21 protein-coding genes and 1 pseudogene are annotated in these 24,284 nt (G+C 68.0%); 10 read left to right on the forward strand and 12 right to left on the reverse strand.

The features are described from left to right. Positions 1-73: 73 nt before the first annotated feature. Positions 74-958, forward strand: a complete 885-nt coding sequence (locus ACFOLG_RS15645; RefSeq protein WP_386093490.1) for a DMT family transporter — start codon at positions 74-76, stop codon at positions 956-958. Positions 959-1,251: 293 nt separating this feature from the next. Here ACFOLG_RS15645 and ACFOLG_RS15650 read toward each other — a convergent pair whose 3' ends face one another. From ACFOLG_RS15650 to ACFOLG_RS15670, 6 genes and pseudogenes are all read right to left on the reverse strand, one after another. Then, the gene (locus ACFOLG_RS15650) at positions 1,252-2,187 is read right to left on the reverse strand and encodes an alpha/beta hydrolase fold domain-containing protein (RefSeq protein ID WP_386093492.1); all 936 of its coding nucleotides are present in this window, start codon (positions 2,185-2,187) and stop codon (positions 1,252-1,254) included. Next, a complete protein-coding gene (locus ACFOLG_RS15655) occupies positions 2,180-3,421 on the reverse strand; it encodes an MFS transporter (protein WP_386093494.1) in 1,242 nt (413 codons plus the stop codon). The genes ACFOLG_RS15650 and ACFOLG_RS15655 overlap by 8 nt, the downstream gene beginning before the upstream one ends. Before the next feature lie 320 nt (positions 3,422-3,741). Beyond that, on the reverse strand, positions 3,742-4,530 hold the full coding sequence (locus ACFOLG_RS15660) for a MetQ/NlpA family ABC transporter substrate-binding protein (protein WP_386093496.1): 789 nt from the start codon (positions 4,528-4,530) through the stop codon (positions 3,742-3,744). Positions 4,531-4,627: 97 nt separating this feature from the next. Next, a complete protein-coding gene (locus ACFOLG_RS15665) occupies positions 4,628-5,305 on the reverse strand; it encodes a methionine ABC transporter permease (RefSeq protein ID WP_386093498.1) in 678 nt (225 codons plus the stop codon). After that, on the reverse strand, positions 5,305-5,532 hold the full coding sequence (locus ACFOLG_RS18110) for an NIL domain-containing protein (protein ID WP_449369295.1): 228 nt from the start codon (positions 5,530-5,532) through the stop codon (positions 5,305-5,307). Before ACFOLG_RS18110 ends, ACFOLG_RS15665 begins: the two co-directional genes overlap by 1 nt. A 51-nt stretch (positions 5,533-5,583) precedes the next feature. Further along, positions 5,584-6,315 (reverse strand): annotated as a pseudogene (locus tag ACFOLG_RS15670) (methionine ABC transporter ATP-binding protein); the annotation flags it as partial. A gap of 233 nt (positions 6,316-6,548) precedes the next feature. Here ACFOLG_RS15670 and ACFOLG_RS15675 point away from each other — a divergent pair. Further along, a complete protein-coding gene (locus ACFOLG_RS15675; protein ID WP_386093502.1) occupies positions 6,549-7,601 on the forward strand; it encodes an NADP(H)-dependent aldo-keto reductase in 1,053 nt (350 codons plus the stop codon). Between the two features lie 47 nt (positions 7,602-7,648). Here the strand turns inward: ACFOLG_RS15675 and ACFOLG_RS15680 are convergent, their stop codons facing one another. From ACFOLG_RS15680 to ACFOLG_RS15695, 4 genes are all read right to left on the reverse strand, one after another. Continuing rightward, on the reverse strand, positions 7,649-8,752 hold the full coding sequence (locus tag ACFOLG_RS15680; protein ID WP_386093503.1) for an HD-GYP domain-containing protein: 1,104 nt from the start codon (positions 8,750-8,752) through the stop codon (positions 7,649-7,651). Then, positions 8,749-11,826, reverse strand: a complete 3,078-nt coding sequence (locus ACFOLG_RS15685) for a response regulator (protein ID WP_386093505.1) — start codon at positions 11,824-11,826, stop codon at positions 8,749-8,751. Before ACFOLG_RS15685 ends, ACFOLG_RS15680 begins: the two co-directional genes overlap by 4 nt. A gap of 334 nt (positions 11,827-12,160) precedes the next feature. Continuing rightward, positions 12,161-12,796 (reverse strand): peroxiredoxin, encoded by a 636-nt coding sequence (locus ACFOLG_RS15690; RefSeq protein ID WP_386093507.1) that lies wholly within the window; start codon positions 12,794-12,796, stop codon positions 12,161-12,163. 171 nt (positions 12,797-12,967) lie between these two features. Beyond that, complete coding sequence (locus tag ACFOLG_RS15695) at positions 12,968-13,804, reverse strand: hypothetical protein (protein ID WP_386093509.1); 837 nt, start codon at positions 13,802-13,804, stop codon at positions 12,968-12,970. 253 nt (positions 13,805-14,057) lie between these two features. On the opposite strand from ACFOLG_RS15695, the gene tauA reads away from it, so the two are divergent. From tauA to tauD, 4 genes are read left to right on the forward strand one after another with little or no spacing between them, the layout of a single operon-like run. Further along, positions 14,058-15,041 carry a taurine ABC transporter substrate-binding protein gene (gene tauA / locus ACFOLG_RS15700; RefSeq protein WP_386093511.1) on the forward strand — a complete coding sequence of 328 codons (984 nt, stop codon included), beginning with the start codon at positions 14,058-14,060 and terminating at the stop codon, positions 15,039-15,041. A 12-nt stretch (positions 15,042-15,053) separates the two neighbouring features. After that, positions 15,054-15,836: a taurine ABC transporter ATP-binding subunit gene (gene tauB / locus ACFOLG_RS15705; protein ID WP_386093513.1), complete on the forward strand. Its 783-nt coding sequence runs from the start codon at positions 15,054-15,056 to the stop codon at positions 15,834-15,836. Further along, positions 15,833-16,687 carry a taurine ABC transporter permease TauC gene (gene tauC, locus ACFOLG_RS15710; protein WP_386093517.1) on the forward strand — a complete coding sequence of 285 codons (855 nt, stop codon included), beginning with the start codon at positions 15,833-15,835 and terminating at the stop codon, positions 16,685-16,687. The genes tauB and tauC overlap by 4 nt, the downstream gene beginning before the upstream one ends. A 42-nt stretch (positions 16,688-16,729) precedes the next feature. After that, positions 16,730-17,563 (forward strand): taurine dioxygenase, encoded by an 834-nt coding sequence (gene tauD / locus ACFOLG_RS15715; RefSeq protein ID WP_386093520.1) that lies wholly within the window; start codon positions 16,730-16,732, stop codon positions 17,561-17,563. Positions 17,564-17,704: 141 nt separating this feature from the next. On the opposite strand, the gene ACFOLG_RS15720 is transcribed toward tauD, so the two are convergent. After that, positions 17,705-18,583 (reverse strand): alpha/beta hydrolase family protein, encoded by an 879-nt coding sequence (locus ACFOLG_RS15720; protein ID WP_386093523.1) that lies wholly within the window; start codon positions 18,581-18,583, stop codon positions 17,705-17,707. Positions 18,584-18,666: 83 nt separating this feature from the next. Here ACFOLG_RS15720 and ACFOLG_RS15725 point away from each other — a divergent pair, with 83 nt between their 5' ends. Next, positions 18,667-19,257, forward strand: a complete 591-nt coding sequence (locus tag ACFOLG_RS15725) for a TetR/AcrR family transcriptional regulator (protein ID WP_386093526.1) — start codon at positions 18,667-18,669, stop codon at positions 19,255-19,257. Between the two features lie 9 nt (positions 19,258-19,266). On the opposite strand, the gene ACFOLG_RS15730 is transcribed toward ACFOLG_RS15725, so the two are convergent. Continuing rightward, positions 19,267-19,872: a TetR/AcrR family transcriptional regulator gene (locus ACFOLG_RS15730; RefSeq protein ID WP_386093529.1), complete on the reverse strand. Its 606-nt coding sequence runs from the start codon at positions 19,870-19,872 to the stop codon at positions 19,267-19,269. Between the two features lie 110 nt (positions 19,873-19,982). On the opposite strand from ACFOLG_RS15730, the gene ACFOLG_RS15735 reads away from it, so the two are divergent. From ACFOLG_RS15735 to ACFOLG_RS15745, 3 genes are all read left to right on the forward strand, one after another. Beyond that, entirely contained in the window at positions 19,983-21,416 is a 1,434-nt protein-coding gene (locus ACFOLG_RS15735; protein WP_386093532.1) for an efflux transporter outer membrane subunit, read from the forward strand. Positions 21,417-21,489: 73 nt separating this feature from the next. Further along, a complete protein-coding gene (locus ACFOLG_RS15740; RefSeq protein ID WP_386093535.1) occupies positions 21,490-22,632 on the forward strand; it encodes an HlyD family secretion protein in 1,143 nt (380 codons plus the stop codon). A 10-nt stretch (positions 22,633-22,642) separates the two neighbouring features. Then, positions 22,643-24,178 carry a DHA2 family efflux MFS transporter permease subunit gene (locus ACFOLG_RS15745; protein ID WP_386093538.1) on the forward strand — a complete coding sequence of 512 codons (1,536 nt, stop codon included), beginning with the start codon at positions 22,643-22,645 and terminating at the stop codon, positions 24,176-24,178. Positions 24,179-24,284 lie beyond the last annotated feature (106 nt).

Raw genomic sequence — 24,284 nt, forward strand, 5'->3', positions numbered from 1 at the left:
TTGTCTGGTTTGCATTATATGTCACTAAACAGACAGCCTTACACTGTCGGCAGTGCAATTGCTGGAGGCCGTGATGGCTACCCTGTTTCCCCTGCTGGCCGTACTGATCTGGTCGGCCAATACCGTGGCGTCCAAGGCCGCTGCCGCCGTGTTCGACCCGGCGGCAATCTCGCTGTACCGCTGGCTGCTGGCCTGCATCGTCATGACCCCGCTGTTCGCCCGCCCGCTGTGGCGCGCACGCGCGCAGCTGCGCCGCCACCTGCCGCAGCTGGCGGTGCTGGCACTGCTGGGCATGGTGGCCACGCAGAGCCTGGCCTACTACGCCGCCCACCTCACCACCGCCACCAATATGGGGGTGTTCACCGCGGTGATTCCGCTGCTGGGGCTGCTGCTGGGGGCGGCGTTCTTCCGCCAGCCGATCAGCGCCGCGGCCGCCGCCGGCGTGCTGCTGTCACTGGCTGGCGTGTGCTACCTGATGGGTGCCGGCAACCCGCTGTTCCTGCTGCAGCACGGCGTCAATCCGGGCGATGCCATGATCGTGCTGGGCTCCGCCGCCTATGCGCTGTACGGCCTGCTGTACCGTCGCTGGGCGCCGCCGCTGGGGCAGTGGCTGAACCTGTACGCCCAGGTGCTGCTGGCGGTGCTGATGCTGCTGCCGCTGGCCGCCACCGCCGACAGCCTGGCGATTCCGCTGGCCGGAGTGCCGGTGCTGCTGGTGGCCGGCATCGGCTCCTCGGTGATCGCCGCCTACCTGTGGATGCTCAGCATCCAGCGCATCGGCAGCGAACGCACCGCCATCTTCATGAACCTGCTGCCGCTGTTCACCGCGCTGATGGCCAGCGCGATGCTGGGCGAAACCATCCACCCCTACCATTGGGTGGGCGGCGGCCTGATCCTGGCTGGGGTGAGCCTGAGCCAGCGCAAACCGGCCCCCGCACCCGCCGCGCAAACCGCCTGAGGCCAACATGACAAACGGCCTGGCCCCTGTGTAGCAGGAGCCAGGCCGTTTTCATCTTGCGCCGGCGCTCAAGTCGGCTGGTCGGCCGCGCGGCGCTTCACTCGGAGTAGTCCGCCTCGCCGGCATCGGTAATGAACAACACTACGCCCGCCAGCAGCGTCAGCAGAAAAATCAGGATAGCGAAGGACATCGCGGACACCCCTTGTTCTTGTTGATGCCGCTTTATCGAACCGGAGGGCGGGAACTTGAGCACCCCCGGCCGTTGAGACAGGGAGTGGCAGCCATGCGGCCAACTAGCGCTGCAAAAACTCGGCGATGCGCCGGTAGTTGGCCGCACACACCGCCGGCAGCAGCGCTTCCAGCAGCAGGAAGGCGTGGATCTGCGCTGGCTCGCAGTGGTAGTCCACCGCCACGCCGGCGGCGGCCAGCTTGTGGGCATAGGCTGCACCCTCGTCCAGCAGCGGGTCGAAGCCGGCGGTGAGCAGCAGCGTCGGCGGATGCGCCGCTGTCACCGTGCCATAGAGCGGCGAGGCCGCCACGCGGTCGCCGCCACGACGGAAGTAATGTGCGAAATACCAGGCGATGCGCTCCGCCTCCAGCAGATAGCCCTGCCCCAGGCGCTGGATGGACGGCTGCGTCAGGGTGTAGTCCACGCTGGGGTAGATCAGCAGCAGTCGATCGCAGGCCAGCTCAGCATCATGCTGGCCGCGCTGCGCCAGGGTGGCGGCCAGCGCCGCGCCGCCGGAATCACCGCCCAGCGCGCGCTCGCGCCGGTAGCGCACCCCGGCCGCGTCCAGCATCGACCACAGCCGGCGCAGCACCAGCGCCACGTCGTCCAGCGCCGCTGGGTACGGGTTTTCCGGCGCCAGCCGGTATTCCACCGCCACCACGATGTGGCCGCTGCATGCGGCCAACCTGCGGCAGACCGGGTCGTAGCTGCTGACGCTGCCGGCCATGTGGCCGCCGCCGTGGCAGTACACCAGCACCGGCCGCGCCTCGTCCGGCGCCGGGTGATAGATGCGCAGCGGCACCGGGCTGTCGCCGCCTTCCACCAGCGCCTCGTTCACCCACGGCAGCGCCGGGCCGGGCGGCAGCATGGCGGCGATCAGCCCGGCCAGCGCCTCGCGGGCGCCGATCGGCGTGTTCACCCAGCCGGCGGCCTGGCGCTCGGCCTGCGCCGCATTCACCTTGGCCAGCCAGGCGGCCACCGTCGGGTCGAGTTCAGCCATGTTTCTGCTCCAGCATATGATCGCGCTGCGCCAGCGACGGGAACCAGCGCATCCACAGTCCCACCACCAGCAGGGTGCCGGCACCGCCCACCACCACCGCCGGCACCGTGCCCAGCAAGGTGGCGGTGACGCCGGATTCGAATTCGCCCAGCTGGTTGGAGGCGCCGATGAACAGCGAGTTGACCGCGTTCACCCGGCCGCGCATCTCGTCCGGCGTTTCCAGTTGCACGAAGGTACCGCGAATCACCACGCTGATGATGTCGGAGGCGCCCAGCACCACCAGCGCCAGCAGCGACAGGCCGAAGTGGCTGGACAGGCCGAAGCCCATGGTGGCAAGGCCGAACACCGCCACCGCGGCGAACATGGTGCGGCCAACCTTGCGCTCCACCGGGTTGCGCAGCAGCCAGGCCGACATCGCCAGCGCGCCCACCGCCGGCGCGGCACGCAGCAGACCCAGGCCCCACGGCCCGGTGTGCAGGATGTCGGCGGCGAACACCGGCAGCAAGGCGGTGGCGCCACCCAGCAGCACCGCGAACAGGTCCAGCGAGATGGCACCGAAGATGTCCGGCCGGCTGCGGATGAAACGCACCCCGGCCAGCAGCGAATCCAGCGTCACGCGGCCGGCGGCCGCCTGCTGGCGCGGCGCCGCCAGCCCCAGCACCAGCAGCGCGCCGCTGCCGAACATCAGCGCATCCAGGCCGTAGGTAAACGGTGCGCCCAGCGCGAACAGCAGGCCGCCCAGCGCCGGCGCCACGATGGTGGCCACCTCGTTGGCCGAAGCCGCCGCCGCCACCGCCGATGGCAACAGCGCCGGCGGCACGATATTGGGCAGCAGCGACTGCATGGTGGGCATGTCGAAGGCGCGGCAGATACCGATCAGCACCGACACCGCGAACAGCAGCTCGCGGCCAACCGCGGGGCCGATGCCGACGCTGCCCAACAGCAGCAACAGCGCCGCCGTGGCCTGCGCCGCCATGCTGATGGCCACGATGCGCTGGCGCGGGTAGCGGTCGGCCACGGTGCCGGTGACCAGCACCAGCAGGATGCGCGGCAGGAACTGCAGCAGCCCGACCAGTCCCAGGTCCAGCGTGCTGCCGGTGAGGCTGTACACCTGCCAGCCGATGGCCACGCCCATGATCTGGAAACCGCCGGTCAGCAGCAGGCGTGCCAGCCAGAAGCGCCAGAACGGCTTGCAATGGCGCAGGGAAGAAGGAGAGTCGCTATGAAAATTCATGACTAAGGTATGGGCAGGCAGGGGGCAGCCAGCCTACTCCCCATTGCTGCAGCGCGCCATAGTTGGCCGCAGCACAGTCTGTTCTAGCCGTAACAAGCCGCCAGCCGTGGCCAGGGACGGGAGGGCACGCTGGTAACGAGAACGGTGCGGCCAACTAGCGGCGGCTTTGACCTGAGTCCGCTGCCTCAGCTACCTGCTTGCGGCAGCGGCAACAGGCAAGAACCCCCGCCGACATGGCGGGGGCGTGACACGTGCCAGCAGGCGCAACCGGCATCGCCGCCAGCACGGTAGCGATCATCCAGCCCCGCCGGGCAACGCGATCAGAACGCCGGCACTACCGCGCCCTGATATTTGCTCTCGATGAACTTGCGCGCTTCCGGGCTGTTCAGCGCCGCCGCCAGCTTCTTCACCGCCGCGCTGTCCTTGTTATCCGGCCGCGCCACCAGCAGGTTGGCGTACGGCGAGGTGGTTTCGGTAAACAGGCCGTCCTTCTTCGGGTTCAGCTTGGCTTCCAGCGCGTAGTTGGCGTTGATCAGCGCCAGATCCACCTGATTCAGTACCCGCGGCAGGGTGGCGGCTTCCAGTTCCTTGATCTTCAGGTGCTTGGGGTTGGCCGCAATGTCTTTCAGCGTCGGGTAGATATTGCTGCGGTCCTTCAGCTTGATCACCCCGCCCTGATCCAGCAGCAGCAGCGCGCGGCCGGCGTTGGTCGGGTCGTTGGGAATCGCCACCGTGGCGCCGTCTTGCAGCTGGGCCACTTTCTTCACCTTCAGCGAGTAGGCAGCAAACGGCTCGATGTGCACCGGCTTGCTGGCCACCACCAGGTGGGTGCCGCGATCCTTGTTGAACTTGTTCAGGTAGGGAATGTGCTGGAAGAAGTTGGCGTCCAGCTGCTTTTCCTCCACCTGGGTGTTGGGCAGCACGTAGTCGTTGAACACCTTCACCTCCAGATCCACGCCCTGCTTGGCGAGGGCCGGTTTCAGCGCCTCCAGCAGCTCGGCATGCGGCACCGGCGAGGCGGCGACGGTGAGTTTGACGTTCTCGGCCTGGGCGGCAAAGGTGAAGCCGGCCAGGGCGAAGGCGATGGCGATTTGGTTGAGTCGGGTCATGGTTTTTTCCTTTTTTGAGAGCAAGTCTTGCCCCTGCCTGGGCCGGATTGGCCAGGGCATGCGGGCGTACGGATGAAAGGGATGCAGCGGGAGAGATTCAGTCCAGACGACAGCGCCGCAGCAGGCGGTCGCCGGCGGATTGCAGCAGTTGCACCAACAGCAGCAGCAAGGCCACGGTGACAAGCATCACCTCGCTCTGGAAGCGCTGGTAGCCGTAGCGCACCGCCAGATCGCCCAGCCCGCCGCCGCCGATGACGCCGGACATGGCGGTGTAGCCCACCAGCGCCACGCCGGTGACGGTCATGGCGCCGATCAGCCCCGGCAGCGCCTCCGGCAGCAGCACCTTGACGATGATCTGCGGCAGGCGCGCGCCCATGGACTGGCTGGCCTCGATCACGCCGCGGTCCACCTCGCGCAGCACGTTCTCCACCAGCCGGCCGAAGAACGGCACCGCGCCCACCACCAGCGGCACGATGGCGCCGGCCACGCCGATGGAGGTGCCCACCAGCAGCAGGGTGAGCGGCATCAGCACGATCAGCAGGATCACGAACGGCAGCGAGCGCAGCACGTTCACCAGCAACGACAGCAGCGCGTACAGCCGTGGCCGCGGCCGCAGCTGGCCCGGCGCGCTGAGGTACAGCAGCACGCCCAGCGGCAGCCCCAGCAGCACGGTGAACAGCAGCGATACCCCCAGCATGGTGAGCGTATCCAGCGTGGCGTCTGCGATTTCCGCCCAGTCCAGCTGCCACAGCAGGTTCCAGTCGATGTCCGCCATCACAGCACCTCGCAACGCACGCCCTCGCGGGCAAAAATGGCCGGCAGCGCCGGCAGCTCGACATCACTGGCCACCACCGCGGCCAGCAGCAGGCCGAACGGCGTGTGCTTGATTTCCGCCAGCGTGCCGGACAGCAGGTTCAGCCGCAGCCCGGCCGTGCGGCCAACCTTGTCCAGCACCGGCTGCAGTGCCGGCGCGCCGACAAAGCTCAGCTTCAGCAGCGGCATGGCGATGCGCTCGCGCCACTGCCCCAGCAAGGCCGCCTGCCCGAGGCCGGTTTCCGCCAGCAGGCTCTGGGTGACGGCGTGCTGCGGCTGCAGAAAGACATCGAGCACCTTGCCCTGCTCCACCACGCGGCCGTGATCCAGTACCGCCACGCTGTCGCACAGCTGGCGGATCACCCGCATGTCGTGGGTAATCAGCACGATGGTCAACCCCAGCTGGCGGTTGATGTCGGCCAGCAGCACCAGGATGGCGTCGGTGGTTTCCGGGTCCAGCGCCGAGGTGGCCTCGTCGCACAGCAGCACCTCCGGCTGGTTGGCCAGCGCGCGGGCAATACCCACCCGCTGCTTCTGCCCGCCGGATAGCTGCGCCGGGCGCTTGTGCCGGTGATCCTGCAGCCCCACCAGCGCCAGCAGCTCGTCCACCCGCGCATCCATCTGCGCCGCGCTCAGGTCGCCGGCCAGCTCCAGCGGAAAACGCACGTTGGCCGCAACGCTGCGCGAACGCAGCAGGTTGAAGTGCTGGAACACCATGCCGATGCGCCGGCGGCGCTGCTGCAGCGCGCGTTCGCCCAGCGCGGTCAGCTCCTCGTCGCCCAGCCGTACGCTGCCGCGATCCGGGCGCTCCAGCAGGTTGAGGCAGCGGATCAGCGTGCTCTTGCCGGCGCCGGAGCGGCCGATGATGCCGTAGATTTCCCCCTGGCCGATGCGCAGGTTGACACCGTCCAGCGCGGCCACGGCGCGGCCGGCGTGCGGGTAATGTTTGGTCAGATCGCTTACTTCTATCATGATATTTTTCTGTCAACGGCGGCTACGGCTCCGCCCCGGTTGGGGGGAGCGAACGCCAGTCTAGGCGCCGTTACAAAAAACCAAAAACGATATAAATTGATTTTTTTATTACTTTTAGTGATGTACCTACCGCGGCTTATCATGTTGCCTTCCGGCCATGCCGGCACCATATAGACAGCACACATGCAGCGGCCCGCCCGCGCCCACCCACTTGTTAGCCAAGGATGCAATCAATGGAATTCCGACCACTCGGCCGCAGCGGCATCAATGTCAGCCTGATCTCGCTGGGCACCATGACCTGGGGCGAACAGAACAGCGAAGCCGACGCCCACAGCCAGCTGGATCTGGCGCTGGAGCGCGGCATCAACCTGATCGACACCGCCGAGATGTACCCGGTACCGCCCAAGGCGGAAACCCAGGGCCGCACCGAAAGCCATATCGGCAGCTGGCTGGCCAAGGGCGGCCGGCGCGAGCGCATCGTGCTGGCCACCAAGGCGGCCGGGCCGAGCAACGACCCCAAGCGCCCCGGCCACATCCGCGACGGCAAGGTGCACTTCGACCGCGCCAACCTCACCCAGGCGCTGCACGACAGCCTGCGCCGGCTGCAGACCGACTACGTCGACCTGTACCAGCTGCACTGGCCGGATCGCAGCACCAACTACTTCGGCCAGCTGGGCTACCCGTGGCAGGACGATGCGCCGGGCAGCGTCGCCATCGAGGAAACCCTGCGCGTGCTGCAGGACTTCGTCGCCGCCGGCAAGGTGCGCGCCATCGGCGTCTCCAACGAAACGCCGTGGGGGCTGGCACAGTTCCTGGCGCTGGCCGAGCGCCACGGCCTGCCGCGGGTACACAGCACCCAGAACCCGTACAGCCTGCTGAATCGTAGCTTTGAGGTGGGGCTGGCCGAATTCAGCCACCGCGAGCAGGTGGGCCTGCTGGCCTATTCGCCGCTGGCCTTCGGCGTGCTGTCCGGCAAGTACCTGGACGGCGCCCAGCCGGCAGGCGCGCGGCTGACGCTGTTCGACCGCTTCACCCGCTACACCAACCCGCAGGCGGAAGCCGCCACCGCGCGCTACGTGGCGCTGGCGCGCGAGCGCGGCCTGTCGCCGGCGCAGCTGGCGCTGGCCTATGTCAACAGCCGGCCCTTCGTCACCAGCAACATCATCGGCGCCACCACGCTGGCGCAGCTGGAAGAAAACATCGCCAGCGCCGCGCTGACGCTGGATGCCGACACCCTGGCCGCCATCGAGGCCATTCATCAGGCGCAGCCCAACCCGGCGCCGTAAGCGCGGCGCTGCGTCCGCCGCGGCAGGCGGGCGCTGCGTTTTGCCGCTTATTCGTCGGCGTAGCGCCGGGCGATGGCGCGGAATTCCTCGGCAATGGCCTCGAAGGCATCCACCATGTCCGGGTCGAAGTGCCGGCCACGCCCGGCACGGATGATTTCCACCGCCTGCTCGTGCGGAAACGGCGGCTTGTATACCCGGCGCGAGATCAGCGCGTCGTAGACATCGGCCACCGCCATCAGTCGTGCCGACACCGGAATGGCGTCGCCGGACAGCCCTTCCGGGTAGCCGCTGCCATCCCATTTTTCCTGGTGATAGTTGGCGATTTCGCGCGCCAGACGCAGAAAGCTGCTGGGCGCGTCCAGCAGCTTTTCCGCCGTGGTGATGGCATCGCGTCCCAGCGTGGTGTGGGTCTTCATGATCTCGAACTCTTCCGGCGTCAGCTTACCCGGCTTGAGCAGGATGGCATCCGGAATCCCCACCTTGCCGATGTCGTGCAGCGGCGCCGACTTGTACAGCATGTCGATGGTGTCGTCGTCCAGCGCGCTGACAAAGCGCGGATGGGACTGCAGCTGGCGGGCCAGCGCCCGCACGTAGTTCTGCGTGCGGCGGATATGGTTGCCGGTCTCGTGGTCGCGGGTCTCGGCCAGCGACGCCAGCGCCATGATGGTGACATCCTGGATCACCTGCACTTCCCGGGTGCGGATTTCCACCTCGCGGCGCAGAAACGCCGCCTGGTCTTCCAGAAAGTCCGCCGCCGCCTTCAGCTGCATATGGGTGTTCACCCGGGTCAGCACGATGGGCGGCGAGATCGGCTTGACGATGTAGTCGACCGCGCCGGCGTCGAAGCCGGCCTGCTCGTCCTCGTGCTCGCCCATGGCGGTAAGGAAGATCACCGGGATTCTGGCGGTGCGCGACTCGCGCTTCAGCTGCCGGCACACGGCAAAGCCGCCGATGCCCGGCATCATCACGTCCAGCAGCACCAGGTCCGGCAACGGGTCGCCGGCCAGCAGCTGCAGCGCCCGCTCGCCGCTGTTGGCCACCAGCACGCGGTAGCGGTCTTTCAGCAGGCCGTACAGCAGGGTCAGGTTTTCCGGCGTGTCGTCGACAATCAACACGCACTGCCGTTGCGGCAGCATCTGGGCATCGATCATGTCGTGTCCTCCTGCCAGCGGATGCCGGCCTCTGCCGCCGCCTGCTCCAGCCAGTCGCGCGCGGCGGGAAAATCAAACTGCCGCATCGCCTTGTCGAAGCCGGCATAGCTGGCGGCCGGCAGCACCGTGCGCAGGCTGTCGGCATGTTCCAGAAAGAAGCCCAGCGCATCGCCGTCGCTGGCCGCCAGCAAGCCAGCCAGCTCGCGCAGCAGCACCGCGGCATCGTCCGGCAGCCGGTCGCTGGCGCTTTCCTCCTGCGCCAGCGCATCTTTCAGCAGCGACACCACGCGCTGCATCTGCTGGTCGAAATCCGCCAGCAGCTGCTGGTGCGCCTCGCGCTCGACGATGGCCCGCTGCAGACTGGCCGCCACCGCCTGCAGCCGCAAAAAGCCCAGGGTGCCGGCCAGGCCCTTGAGACTGTGCACCACCCGCACTGCCGTCTCGTAGTCGGCGGCCAACAGCGCGCTGGCAACCCGGTTGGCCGCATCGCTCTCCTCCGCCACGAACTGACGCAACAGGTGCAGGTACAAGCTGCGGTTGCCGGCCACGCTGGCCAGGCCGGCACTCTGGCTGAGCAGCGCCACCGGCGGCGCCTCTGCCGCCACGGCGGCAGGCGCCGTAGCCGGCGGCAGGGCCGGCGTCGCCTGCCCTGCCTGCACCCAGCGCAGCAGGGTGTCGAACATCAGGTGCGGGTCCACCGGCTTGAGGATGCGATCGACCATGCCGGCAGCCAGGCAGCTTTCGTACTCGGTAGCCTGGATATCCGCGGTCAGCGCGATGATGGGTAGCTCCAGCAAGCGCGGGTCGCCGCGAATCAGCCGGGTGGCCTCGATGCCGTCCAGCACCGGCATCTGCACGTCCATCAGCACCAGCTGGTAGTGGTCCGCCGCCTGCTCCGCCAGGCGGATCACCGCATCGCGGCCGTTGTCCACCACCTCGACCACAGCGCCGGCCACCTGCAGCAGCTCCACCGTCAGCTGCTGGTTGATCTTGTTGTCTTCGGCCAGCAGCACGCGCACCCCGTCCAGTCTGGGCAAGGCCAGCAGCTGCCGCATCGCGTCGCTGTCACGGCGGCCGCCGAACAGCCCCAGCATCACGTCCAGCAGCGACGACTGGCTCACCGGCTTGACCAGGAAGGCCTCCACGCCGACGGCCTCCGCCTCGGCTCGCACGTCGTCACGGCCAAAGGCGGTGACCATGATGATCTTGGCGCCGTTCAGCGCGCGGATGCGGCTGGCGGTCTCGACGCCGTTCATCACCGGCATCATCCAGTCCACGAACACGATGTCGAACGGGTGATCCATGCTGGCCTGGCGATAGATGTCCAGCGCCTCGCGCCCGGAGGCGCAGGTGCTGACGGCGAAGCCCAGGCCGCGCAGCTGCTCGGACAGGATGTCGCGCGCCGAGGCGTTGTCGTCGATCACCAGCACGCGTAGCCCGTGCGCAATCTCCGGCAGCGCCTTGCCGCGCGTCTCGACCGCGGCGGAGGCCCCCAGCCAGGCGCTGAACAGGAAACAGCTGCCGCCGCCGGGCGCCGACTCCACCTGGATCGTGCCGCCCATCAGCTCCACCAGCCGGCGGGCAATCGCGAGCCCCAGGCCGGTACCGCCGTACTTGCGCGTGGTGGAGCCATCGGCCTGGCTGAAGGCCTGGAACAGCCTGGCCTGCTGCGCATCATCCATGCCGATGCCGGTATCCGTCACGCTGATGCGCAGCTTGAGCTTGTCGCCCACCCGCTCCAGCAACTGGATGTTCACCGCCACCTGGCCCTGCTCGGTAAACTTGATCGCGTTGCCCACCAGATTGGTCAGCACCTGGCCCAGGCGCAGCGGGTCGCCCACCAGGTTCTGCGGTACCTCGTTGCCACATTCGAACAGCAGCTCCAGCCCCTTGTCCGTCGCCTTCTGCCCCACCAGCGACGACACGTTCTCCAGCACCTCGTCCAGCCGGAAGCTCACCGTTTCCAGCTCGATGCGGTCGGCCTCCACCTTGGAGAAGTCCAGAATGTCGTTGATGATGCCCAGCAGCGAGGTGCCGGCATTGTGGATCTTGGCGACATAGTCGCGCTGGCGCTGGCTCAGCTCGGTTTTCAGCGCCAGGTAGGACATGCCGATGATGGCGTTCATCGGCGTGCGAATCTCGTGGCTCATATTGGCCAGGAACAGGGATTTGGCGCGGGTGGCGTCCTCGGCCTCGCGCTTGGCCTCGCGCAGCGCCGCCGCGCTCTGCGCCAGTCGGGTATACAGCAGGCCGTTTTCCAGCAGCAGCACGATCAGCACGAAGCTGGCCGCCAGCAGCCCGTAGATGCGACCGGCGTAGAACCCCAGGTCGAAGCGGCCGCCGTTCACCACCGCGGACAGCGCGATATCGCACAGCCAGGCAAACATCACCACCGTCAGCCACAGATCCAGCATGGTGCGCCGCCGCCGGCGTAGCAGCAGCACGAATGCCAGCAGGCTGAGCCCCCACACGCTGGACACCACCCCGCGCATCACCTGCGTGTAGCGGCTGCCCTGCATGATGGGCGGCAGATACGGGTGGCCCAGCGTGGTCACCAGCAGCAGCGCCAGGGTAGCCGCTGCGGCCAACATGCAGCACAGCGCGATCACATAGCCGGGGGACCACTGCGCCGGCAGCTCCGCCCGCTCACGCTGCAGCAGGCTGTAGAGCATCACCAGCAACGGAAAGCCGCCATGCCAGAACATGTACAGCCAGGCCGTGGTCTGCGGCCCGGCGCCCAGCAACCCGCCGGCGGCGAACAGGCCGGGAAAGCTCAGCGCATGCACCACCGCCATGCAGGCGGTAAACAGGTAGCCGGTGGCCAGCACCAGCAGCGCCAGCGAGCGCAGGATGTAGAACTGGCCGAACAGCAGTACCGCGGTGATCACGTCGTTCACCACCAGCGCCGACTGGTAGGCCGGGATGAACGCCCACACCTTGGCCTGCGGCTGCTTGGCAAACGGCACCAGCACGGCAAACAGCACGGCGGAAAGCACAATCACCGCCAGCATCAGGCGCTGTTGTTTGGCCGAAGGGGCAGAGGTAGCGAGGAAGGCGAAGCCTTCGTATTGCATGGCGGCCGATCGCTGCATGGTTTGGGCAACTCACTATGGATCGCGTCAAGGCGAGGCGGGTCTTTTTCGGTGTAGCACAAACAGCCGGATAATCATTCGACATTTCTTGATACCGCCGCACTTTCATGCTGCCGGCGGAAAATGCCAGCGGCGGTCAGCCGGCTGCATGCCGCGCCGGGCGGGCATGTTGGCCGCATCGCGCCGGTGCGGCGGCTGTTGCGCCGCGACAACGGATTCCGCCACCCGCCAGCGCCGGCGCGACAAAAAAAAACCGGGCCCACGGCCCGGTAGAAAACCCCCAATACAGAGAGCGGAGAGAGAAATGGCAGCCGACTCAGCCCGGCTGCGGCGTCAGGCGCAGGTACGGTTTCAGCGCGCGGTAGCCGTGCGGGAATTTCTGGCGGATCAGCGCCTCGTCCTGCAGCGACGGCACGATCACCACCTCGTCGCCCTGCTGCCAGTTGCCCGGCGTGGCCACGCTGTGCTGGTCGGTGAGCTGCAGCGAGTCGATCACCCGCAGCAGCTCGTTGAAATTGCGGCCGGTGCTGGCCGGATAGGTAATGATCAGGCGAATCTTCTTCGCCGGGTCGATCACGAACACCGAGCGCACGGTATGGGTGCTGCTGGCGTTGGGGTGGATCAGGTCGTACAGCTCGGACACCTTGCGATCGGCATCGGCGAGGATCGGGAAGTTCACCGTGGTGTGCTGGGTGTCGTTGATGTCCTGGATCCACTCCAGGTGCGCAGCCACCGGATCCACCGACAGCGCGATCACCTTCGCATTGCGGCGGGCAAAGTCATCCTTGAGCTTGGCGGTCAGCCCCAGCTCGGTGGTGCACACCGGGGTGAAGTCCGCCGGGTGCGAAAACAGCACGCCCCAGCTGTTACCCAGCCAGGCATGGAACGAGATGTCGCCCTCGCTGGAGTGCTGTTGGAAATCGGGGGCGATATCGCCAAGACGCAGTGTCATCGTGAGCTCCTTTGCTGTTGCGCTGTCGTGGATGCCACCACTGTATGCGGCCAACCTGGCGCCGCGAACCAAGCAAATCTGCTTTGCTTATCTGCGCCCGGCTGCATTGCTTAGCGCCGCCGAGCGCGCCCCGCCGGGCACTGGCGCCAGCCGCCACCCAGCCGCTGCGCCTCAGGCCGCCGGCAACAGCGACGACACCAGCTGGCCGGCGACATAGCGCGCCTGCATCGCCTGCGACAGCGCCAGCATCTTGCCGCAGCTCACCTCGTCCACCCCCAGCTGGAAGCCCTGCGCCACCAGCTGCGGCATCAGCGCCAGCAACTGCTGGCGCACCAGCGGATAGATCACCGCGCGGCGGCTGTAGCGCGGCGCCAGCACCACTTCGTCCGGCTCCAGCGCCCACAGGCAGGCCAGGTCGTGCGCGCCTTCGCCAAAGCCGCCCAGGCCGACGCGGTGCTGCTGGCTGCGATAGCGCGTCACCAGCGCCTGGCCGGTGCTGGCGGTGCCGGCATCGATGAACAGCAGGAAGCGCAGCAGCGCCGGCGGCATGCCCAAGGCGGCCAGCAGCGCGGCGGTGAAATCGACGATGCGCTCGCTGTGCGCGTTGCAGATGCGCGGGTCCAGGTCGATGCGCAGCCCTTGCTGCGGGCCGTGGCGGCCCAGGTGGTTGAGCAGGTGCAGCACGCGGATCAGCTTCAGCAGCGCCAGCGTTTTCGGCTCGGCGTAATTCATGGCGAACAGCCAGTCGGCCGGGATCGACTGCCCGAACTGGCCGTAGATGCGCAGCCGCGCGGCGTAATGCGAAAACGCGCACTGCTCGCCATCGTGGCGCGCCACGGCGAAGAAATCGCTGGTCAGCCACCAGCCGTCGAACTCGGCGAACACCTCGCGCTCGTTCCATTGCAGCTGCACCGCGCACGGCATGGCGGCCAGCAAGCGCTGACAGTGCTCGATATGCGCCGGCAAGTAGCCGGCCGGGTAATGTCTGGCCTGTTTGAATCGTTTCATGGTGCCGCCCGTCGCTGTAACAGGCCGCTACTGTAGCCAGTTTATGCATTGAGACTTATGCGTTTATCCGGCAAGCAATCCAGCGCTTTCGATAATGCCGCCACCGCCAGGCCGGCGCCGGCCGTTAGCTGTTATCCGGCAATGCATATCCATGCCGGGCCGATATGCAGTTCGGTTTTTGTTATTTCACCGCCACGGGCGTTTGCTTTTTAAATGGGGCCATCCAGCAGACACAACCCCAAGGACAAGCATCATGACCCGACCGAACCTGACCACCCTGTTTGTGACCCTGGCGCTGAGCGCCGGCCTCGCCCACGCCGACGACGGCGTGACCATCGCCTTCCAGACCGGCGTCGACCCGTCCAAGGTGGCGCAGGCCGATGGCGACTACGAGAAAGCCACCGGCAAGAAGATCAACTGGCGCAAGTTCGAAAGCGGCGCCGAGGTGATTGCCGCGGTGGCCTCCGGCGACGTGCCGATCGGCAATATCGGCTCCAGCCCGCTGGCCGCCGCCGCCAGCCGCGGCCTGCCGATCCAGACCTTCCTGGTCACCGGCATCATCGGCGAGTCCGAGGCGCTGGTGGTGCGCAACGGCAGCGGCATCAACAAGCCGGCCGATCTGGCCGGCAAGAAGATCGCCGTGCCGTATGTGTCCACCACCCACTACAGCCTGCTGGCGGCGCTCAAGCACTGGAAAGTGGATGCCGGCAAGGTGAACATCGTCAACCTGCGCCCCAGCGAGATCGCCGCCGCCTGGCAGCGTGGCGACATCGACGGCGCCTATGTGTGGGAGCCGGCGCTGGGCAAGGTGAAGGCCAGCGGCAAGGTGCTGACCAGCTCGGCCGAAGTCAGCAAATGGGGCGCGCCGACTTACGACCTGTGGATCGTGCGCCAGGACTTTGCCAAGAAGAACCCGGACTTCCTCAAGCAGTTCGTGAAAGTCACCGGCAAGGTGTTCGAGCGCTACAACCAGGACCCGAAAGGCTTTGCCAACGATGCGGCCAACGTGGACAAGATCGCCCGCCTCACCGGCAGCAAACCGGAGGAAGTGGCCGCGCTGCTGCCGGGCAACGTCTACCCGTCGCTGAAAGCGCAGAGTGCGCTGCTGCAAAAGCCGTTCGTGAAGGCGGTGAGCGACACCTCGGCGTTCCTCAAGTCGCAGGGCAAGGTGGACAGCCTGCAGGCCGACTACAGCCCGTACGTGACCAACCAGTTCATCAACGCCGCGCTGCGCTGAGCGGGAGCCGCCATGAGCCTGTTGCAGGTAGACAATCTTAGCGTGCACTACCCGGGCCAGCCGCTGCCTGCCTTGCAGCAGGTGTCGCTGGGCCTGGCCGAGGATGAGCTGCTGGTGGCGCTGGGGCCGTCCGGCTGCGGCAAGAGCACCTTGCTGAACGTGCTGGCCGGCTTCATCGCCCCCACTCACGGCACGGTGCAGTTTGCCGGCCAGCCGGTGCGCGGCCCCGGCGCCGAGCGCGCGGTGGTGTTCCAGCACGACGGCCTGCTGCCGTGGCTGGACGTGGCCGGCAACGTGGCCTTCGGCCTCAAGCTGCAGCGTGTGCCGGCCGCCGAGCGCGCCGCCATCGTCGCCGCCACCCTGCAGCAAGTCGGCCTCGCCGATGCCGGCGGCAAGCGGATATGGCAGCTGTCCGGCGGCATGCGCCAGCGGGTGGGCATTGCCCGCGCGCTGGCCAGCCAGTCGCGCGTGCTGCTGCTGGACGAGCCGTTCGGCGCGCTGGACGCCTTCACCCGCGAACAGATGCAGCAATTGCTGCTGCAGGTGTGGCAGCAGTCGCGGCGCGCGGTGTTCCTGATCACCCACGACATCGAGGAAGCGCTGTTCCTCGCCAGCAGCCTGGTGCTGATGTCGCCCGGCCCGGGCCGCATCGTGCAGTACCTGCGGCCAACCTTCAGCCAGCGTTTCCTGGCCGGCGAGAGCGTGCGCAGCATCAAGTCCGACCCGGCATTCATCACCCTGCGCGAGGAGCTGCTGGCCAGCCTGAGCCGCGCCCAGCAACAGGAGGCCGCATGAGCCAGCCCAGCGAACACACCCTGCCGGCGGCGGCCACGCCGCCGGCTCCCGCAGCGTTACCCCGCCCGCCGCGCCGGCGCCGAACGTTGGCCGCATGGCACTGGAGCGCGCTCAGCCTGGCCAGCCTGCTGCTGGCCTGGTGGGCGCTGGCCGCCAGCGAACTGCTGCCGGCGCTGTTCCTGCCGTCGCCGGTCGCGGTGCTGGGCAAGCTGCCCGCGCTGCTCAGCCACGGCTATATGGACGCCACGCTGCAGCAACATTTGCTGGCCAGCCTGCAGCGCATGCTGCTGGCGCTGTTGGCCGCAGTCGGCATCGGCGTGCCGCTGGGCATTCTGATCGGCGTGTTTCCGCGGCTGCGCCACTGGCTGGACCCGATCATCGAGTTCTACCGCCCGCTGCCGCCGCTGGCCTACCTGCCGCTGATCGTGATCTGGTTCGGCATCGGCGAGTTTTCCAAGGTGCTGCTGATCTTCCTCGCCATTCTGGCGCCGGTATTGATCGCCAGCAGCCACGGCGTGGCCAGCGTGCACCAGCTGCGCCGGCAAGCGGCGCTGTCGCTGGGCGCCAGCCGCAGCCAGCTGCTGCGCTACGTGATCCTGCCCGGCGCGCTGCCGGACATCCTCACCGGCATCCGCATCGGCCTGGGCGCCGGCTGGTCCACGCTGGTGGCCGCCGAGCTGATCGCCGCCACCCGCGGCCTGGGCTTCATGGTGCAGTCTGCCGCGCAGTTCCTGGCCACCGACATCGTGCTGCTGGGCATCATCGTCATCGCCGTGGTGGCCTTTGCGCTGGAGCTGGGGCTGCGCCGCCTGCAGCGCGCACTGACGCCGTGGCACGGCCAGGCGCTGTGATACCAAACCACCCAGCTGGACAACCATCAACAAGGAATTGCCATGAGTCTTAGCTTTACCCGCCTGTCCCCGGCCATCGGCGCGGTAGTGGCCGGCATCGATCTGGCGCAGCCGCTGACCACCACGCTGCGCGACGAGCTGACTGCGGCGCTGCTGCAGCACCAGGTGCTGTTCTTCCGCGGCCAGGATCTCAGCCCGCGGCAGCAGCGCGACTTCGCCGCCTGGTTCGGCGACCTGCACGTGCACCCGCTGTATCCGCAGATCGCGGAGCTTCCGCAGATCATGGTGCTGGACACCGCGCAGAACGACCTGCGCGACAACGCCATCTGGCACACCGATGTCACCTTCATCGACACCCCGCCGCTTGGCTCGGTGCTGGCCGCCCGCCAGCTGCCGCCGTACGGCGGCGACACACTGTGGGCCAGCGGCACCGCCGCCTACGCGGCGCTGTCGCCGCGCCTGCAGCAGCTGCTGGACGGGCTGAGCGCCACCCATGACTTCACCAAGTCGTTTCCGCTGGAGCGCTTCGGCCACACGCCAGAGGCGCTGGCACGCTACGAGGAAACGCGGCGCAGCACGCCGCCGGTGAGCCACCCGGTAGTGCGCACCCACCCGGTGAGCGGCGACAAGGCGCTGTTCGTCAGCGACGGTTTCACCACCCGCATCAATGAGCTGCAACCGGCGGAAAGCGATGCGCTGCTGGCCTTGCTGTTCGCCCACTATGCCAAGCCGGAATTCAGCGTGCGCTGGCGCTGGCAGCCGGGCGACGTGGCGTTCTGGGACAACCGCGTCACCCAGCACTACGCGGTGGACGACTACCGCCCGGCGCACCGCGTGATGCACCGCGCCACCATCCTCGGCGACAAGCCGTTCTAGCGCGGCGCCGGTGCTGCCGCCGGCCGGCCTGCGGGCGCGGCCGGTGGCGCGCCACACCCGCTGCGGCCAACCCTGGTCGACAGTGATGGCCAGCGCACGAAGGTGGGCACCACTGCGGCTTCTGATGCGGTGCTTGACGCGCTACTGCGTCCCCAGTGGTGCGGAAGCACCAAACCATGCCAGCACGTCGTCCCACAGCGGTTGCGCCTGCGGGCGGAAGTAGCCCATGTGGCCGATGCGCCCCGGCCCCGGGTCCAGGTCTACCCGCTGTAGCGGCGCATTGCGGTACGCCTGCATGAAAGCATCGCGCGAGCGCGGCAGCGCCCACAGATCGTCCAGCGCGTTGGCCGCAATGATCGGCGTGCGCACCTGCGCGTAGTGCTCGGCAATGCCAGCCATCTGCGGATCGTCAAAAAAGTAGTGCGGAAACCGGCACCAATGCCGCCACTGGTAGAACACGCCCAGCGGCAAGTCCTCGCCCAGCCCCAGCAGCGCCCACGGCGAATAGCCTTTCCAGCGGGTAAACAGTGGCAGCACCCAGCGCCACATCAGCTGCACCCGCAGCCGCTCGCGCCACGGCATCCAGCCATGCCAGCCGGCGCCGGTGGCAAAGGTGTAGAAGCGCGCCACCTGCTGGTGGTTCGGCAGCAGGCCGAAGGCGTGGCCACCAAAGGAGTGCCCCACCATGAACAAGGGCACACTGTCGCAGGCCATCGCCGCCACCGCTGCCGCCAGATCCAGCCGCGCCCAGTCCAGGTAGTCCATCTCGAAGCCCTTCAGGCTGGCCGGCCGCGACTTGCCGATGCCGCGGTAATCCAGCGTCAGCACGCAGAAACCGCGCGCGCTGGCGTATTCGGCAAAGCGCCGGTAGAAGCCCTGCGGCACGCCGGTGGCACCCGCCACGATCAGGTGGCCGCACAGCGGCGCACCGGCGGCATAGCGGGTGGCTGCCAGCGGGTAGCCGTCGGCGGCGGTCAGCGTGATGGCCTGCGGGCCATCCGGAAAGGGAAGTGTGTTCATAGCCAGCCTCGTGTCGATTATTACAGTCGTTATAGTCGTATCGATGCTAGGCTATGACGAGTGTTATAGCAAGAGACGAAACCATGAGCCGCCAGACTCCCGACCACCGCCAGCGGCTGGTGGCCGCCGCCGCCGACATGCTGGGCCGCCGTGGCCTGAATGCCACCAGCGTGCGCGAGCTGGCCAAGTACGCCAACGCACCGCTGGGTTCCACCTACCACTACTTTCCCGGTGGCAAGCCGCAGGTGGTGACCGAGGCGGTGCAGTTCGTGGGCAGCAGCATTTATCAGATCATCAAGCGGGAACTGGCCAGCGGGCCGTTGCCGGGGCTGCGTGCCTTTCTGGCGCTGTGGCGTGACAAGCTGGAAAACAGCGCTTTTGCCGCCGGCTGCCCGCTGCTGGCGGTGGCGGCAGAAGAAGCCGAAGACGGCGCGCGGCCGCTGGCTGCCGCCGCCGAAGCCTTCACCAGCTGGCAGCGGCTGCTGAGCGAAACCCTGAGCGCACATGGCGTGGCTGCGGCACAGGCGGGCAGCCTGGCCACGCTGATCGTGGCCGCGGTGGAAGGCGCGATCGTGCTGTGCCGGGCGCAGCGTTGTGCCGAGCCGCTGCTACAGGTGGGCGCACAGCTGGAGGTCTTGCTACAGGCCAGCCTGCCGGCGCCTCCCGCCGGCTAGCACACCGCCTCAGGCCGCCGCGGCGTAGCCGGCCAGAAACACGCGCACCGCGTCCGCCACGCTGGCGCGGATCTGTTCGACCGGCGGCAGCGCGGTGATGCCGACGATCATCTGCTCCTGGTATTCCGCCTCCAGCAGGCCGATCAAGTGCATCGCCGCCGTCCACGGCCGGGCCTGGCGCAGGCGGCCGGCGGCCATTTCGCCAGCCAGGAAATCCGCCACCATCTGCCAGCCGCGCCCCGGGCCGTTGTCGTAGAACAGCCGCCCCACGCCGGAGCGCCGCCCCTCGCCCAGCACGATGCCGCGCAGCGCGGCCAGCTCGGGGCTTAGCACGTTGAGCAGCAGGTTTTCGCCAAACGCCTGCAGCGCACCGGCCAGGTCGTCGCTTGGCACCAGGCGGGCAAACGCCTGCTGCATGCGCTCTTCCGCCAGGTAGCGCATCACCATCAGGAACAGCTCTTCCTTGGACGGAAAATAGCTGTACAGCGTGGCCTTGGAGCCGCCGGCGCGGGACGCGATCTCCGCCATCGACGCCGCCTCGAAGCCGCGCTCGATGAATACCGCCGCCGCCGCCGCAACGATCGCCTGGCGCTTGCTCTCGGTCTTGACCCTCATCCCGCCTCCATATCTGAACTCGTCGGTTCAATTTTCTATTGACAGCCATTATACCGCAAGTTTATAACCATACCGTTCAGTTTAGTTATGACCCAGAACCGAGGTCGCCGATGCACACACTTTCCCCCCAAACCGCATTACGTCTCCCCCTGCTACTGGGCGTACTGGCCAGCCTCGCCGGCTGCGCCTCGCTGCCCGAGCTGGGCGCCAAACCCGCCATGCAGCCGCTGTCGCAACTGGCCAGCGAGCACAGCCTGCCAGGCTCCGCCAGCGGCTGGGTCCAGCAGGACTGGTGGCAGGCCTATGGCGACGCGCAGCTGAACCAGCTGATGGCCGAAGCACTGGCCAGCGCCCCCGATCTGGCCAGCGCCGCCGCCCGCATCGCCCGCGCCGAAGGCTATGCCCAGCAGGCCGGCGCCAGCAGCCTGCCGACGGTGGACCTGAACGCCAGCGTCAACCGCCAGAAGCAGAGCTACAACAACGGCTATCCGAAAAGCTTTGTGCCGCAGGGCTTCAACAACGCCAGCCGCGTGGCGCTGGACGTCAGCTACGAGCTGGACTTCTGGGGCAAGAACCGCGCGGCGATCGCGGCGGCGACTTCCGAACTGGCCGCCGCCCGTGCCGAAGCGGCACAAAGCCGCCTGCTGCTGACCACCACGCTGGCGGCCAACTATGCCGAGCTGGCGCGGCTGTTTGCCGAACAGGACGCCGCCAGCCAGGCGGTCGCCGTGCGCCAGCACAGCGCCCAGCTGCTGCAGGCGCGCCAGCAGCAGGGGCTGGAGACCGAGGGCAGCGTGCGCCAGGCGGCCTCGCGCCTGGCCGGTGCCGAGGCCGACCTGCTGGCCGCGGAACAAGCCATCGCCCTGCAACGCCATGCGCTGGCCGCGCTACTGGGCGCCGGCCCGGACCGCGGCGGCGACATTGCCCGCCCGGCGGCCAGCGTCGGCCAGCCGCAGGGGCTGCCGGCCAGCTTGCAGGCCGAGCTGCTGGGCCGCCGCCCGGACCTGCAGGCCGCGCGGCTGCGCGCCGAGGCCGCCGCGCGCCGCATCGACGTGGCCGAGGCCGGTTTTTATCCCGATGTGAACCTCAGCGCCTATCTCGGCGCCCAGTCGCTGGGGCTGGACCTGCTGACCAAGGCCGGCTCCGGCATTGCCGGCATCGGCCCGGCCATCAGCCTGCCGATCTTCCGCAGCGGCCAACTGCAGGGCGGCTACCGCGTGGCGCGCGCCGACTACGACGCAGCGGTGGCCAGCTACAACCAGGCCCTCAGCCAGGCGCTGCGCGAGGTGGCCGATGCGGTGACGCAGCAACGCCTGCTGCTGCCGCAACTAAGCCAGCGCCAGCTGGCGCTGAGCGCCGCGCAGGACGCCATGCGCGTCGCCAACGACCGCTACCGCGGCGGCCTGGCCAGTTATCTGGAGGTGCTGAATGCCGAGGACAGCGTGATCACCGCCCGGCGCACGCTGGCGAATGTGCAAAGCCAGCGCTTCAGCCACGACATTGCCCTGATCAAGGCGCTGGGCGGCGCGGAACTGCCCGCCTGAAACAGCGCCATCTGAACAAATAACGGCTGGCCAGCAGCGGATGCCGTGCCAGCCCGCAAGGAAAGAATCCATCATGAGCGAACTCACCCAAACCCTGCCCTCTCCCGCCCACCCGGCCAGCGACCTGAGCGGCCGCCGCAAACAGCTGTTCCGCCTGCTGGGCGGCGTGGTGGCGCTGGCCGCCATCGGCTATGGCAGCTACTGGTACCTGGTGTCGTCGCACCAGGTCAGCACCGACAACGCCTATGTGGCGGCGGAAATCGCCCAGCTCACCCCGGAAGTGGCCGGCACCGTCAGCCAGGTGCGGGTGATCGACACCCAGGCGGTGAAGCGCGGCGATGTGCTGGTGCTGCTGAACGACAGCGACGCGAAATTGGCGCTGGCACAGGCCGAAGCCGAGCTGGCCCGCGCACAGCGGCGGGTAAAAGGCTATCTGGCCAGTGACGAAGGGTTGGCCGCACAGGTGCAGGCCCGCGCCGCCGAGCAGGCACGCAGCGCCGCGCAACAGGTGTCGGCCAAATCGGAGCTGGAGCGCGCCCGACTGGACTTCGCCCGCCGTCAGGCGCTGGCCAACAATGGCGCGGTGTCCGGCGAGGAGCTGAGCAATGCCCGCAACGCGCTGGCGGTGGCCACTGCCGGCTACAGCGCCGCCGAAGCCGCCGCGCAGCAGAGTGCGGCCAACTATCGCGCCGCCATCGGCACGCTGAAGGCCAACCAGGCGCTGACCGAAAACAGCGCGCCGGACAGCAACCCGGAAGTGGCGCTGGCCCGCGCCAAGCGCGACCAGGCACGCCTGGATCTGGCGCGCACAGTGATCCGCGCGCCGATCGACGGCGTGGTCGCCAAGCGCCAGGTGCAACTGGGGCAGCGGGTGCAGGCCGGCAGTACGCTGCTGTCGCTGGTGCCGCTGCATGCGGTGCATGTCGATGCCAACTTCAAGGAGGTGCAGCTGCGCGAAGTGCGCATCGGCCAGCCGGTGGAGCTGAAGGCCGACCTGTACGGCAGCAAGGTGCGTTACCACGGCAAGGTGGCCGGCCTGTCCGGCGGCTCCGGCGCCGCGTTTGCCACCATTCCGGCGCAGAACGCCACCGGCAACTGGATCAAGGTGGTGCAGCGCCTGCCGGTGCGCATCGCGCTGGATCCGGCCGAGCTGCGGGCGCACCCGCTGCAGGTCGGGCTGTCGATGACGGCGACTGTCGATACCGCCGCGCAGTAAGGGAGCCGCCATGTCATCCATCAGCGCCCAGCCGCCGATTACCCCGCTCAGCGGCAACAAGTTGTGGCTGGCCGCCCTGCTGCTGGCTGCGGCCAACTTTGTGGCGGTGCTGGACACCACCATCGCCAACGTGTCGGTGCCCAATATTTCCGGCAGCCTGGGGGTGTCCGCCAGCCAGGGCACCTATGTGATTACCTCCTACGCGGTGGCCGAGGCAATTACCGTGCCGCTTACCGGCTGGCTGGCGGCACGCTTTGGCACCGTGCGGCTGTTCGCCAGCGCGATGATGCTGTTCGGCGTGTTTTCGCTGCTGTGCGGCATGGCCACCTCGCTAGAGATGCTGATCCTGTTCCGCGTGCTGCAGGGCCTGGCCGGCGGGCCGCTGATGCCGATGTCGCAGACGCTGCTGCTGCAGATCTTCCCCAAGGAAAAAGCCGGCGCCGCCATCGGGCTGTGGAGCATGACCACGCTGGTGGCGCCGATCATGGGGCCTATCCTCGGCGGCAAGCTGTGCGATGACGCCAGCTGGCCGTGGATCTTCTACATCAACGTGCCGATCGCGCTGGCCTGCGGCTACTTTGGCTGGCAGCTGCTGCAGCGCTACCAGAGCCGCCTGCAGAAAATAAGCATCGATGCGGTAGGGCTGGCGCTGCTGGTGCTGTGGGTGGGCGCGTTCCAGCTGATGATCGACGAGGGCAAGAACCTGGACTGGTTCAATTCGCCGTTCATCGCCGGCCTGGCGGTGGTCAGCGCGGTCGGCTTTGCCGCCTTCATGATCTGGGAGATGACCGAGCGCAACCCGGTGGTGAACCTGCGCGTGTTCCGCCACCGCGGCTACTGGGTCAGCGTGCTGACCATCTCGCTGGCGTTCGGCTCCTTCTTCGGCGCCACGGTGCTCACGCCGCAGTGGCTGCAAAGCTATATGGGCTATACCGCCACCGACGCCGGCTACGCCACCGCCATGAGCGGCATCCTGGCGGTGCTGGTGGCGCCGCTGGCGGCGCAGCTGTCGCAGCGCATGGACCCGCGGCCGCTGGTGTTTGCCGGCGTGATGTGGCTGGGCGCGGTGACGCTGTACCGCAGCTTTGCCACCACCGACATGGACTTCTGGCAGGTGGCGCTGCCGCTGCTGTTGCAGGGCGTCGGCATGCCGTTCTTCTTCGTGCCGCTGACCGGGCTGGCCATGGCCAGCGTCAACCCGGACGAAATGGCCTCGGCTGCCGGGCTGATGAGCTTCATGCGCACGCTGTCCGGCGCCTTCGCCACCTCCCTCGTCACCACCGCCTGGGACGACAAGGCCAGCTACTACCACGCCGAGCTGGCCGGACTGGTGGACAGCGGCGGCCAGGCGCTGAGCCAGCTCAGCCAGGCCGCCGGGCTGGAGGCTGGCCGCCAGCAGCTCAACCAGCTAGTGCAGGCGCAGAGCATCATGCTGTCCACCAACGAGCTGTTCCTGCTGTCCGGGCTGTCCTTCGTCGCCGCCGCCTGCGTGATCTGGCTGGCGCCCAAACCGAGCCGGGTGGCGGATACCAGCCAGGCGCACTAGGCGCCGGCTAACCCGCCCGCCAGCGCACCCGGCGCCGTCGCCACGCCGCGACGGCGCTGAATGCGCTGGCTGCGGCCAACCTTGCCGGCCGCCGCGGCGGCAAAAA

It is taken from the genome of Vogesella facilis, from assembly GCF_042648525.1.
GTDB classification, from domain to species: Bacteria; Pseudomonadota; Gammaproteobacteria; order Burkholderiales; family Chromobacteriaceae; genus Vogesella; species Vogesella facilis.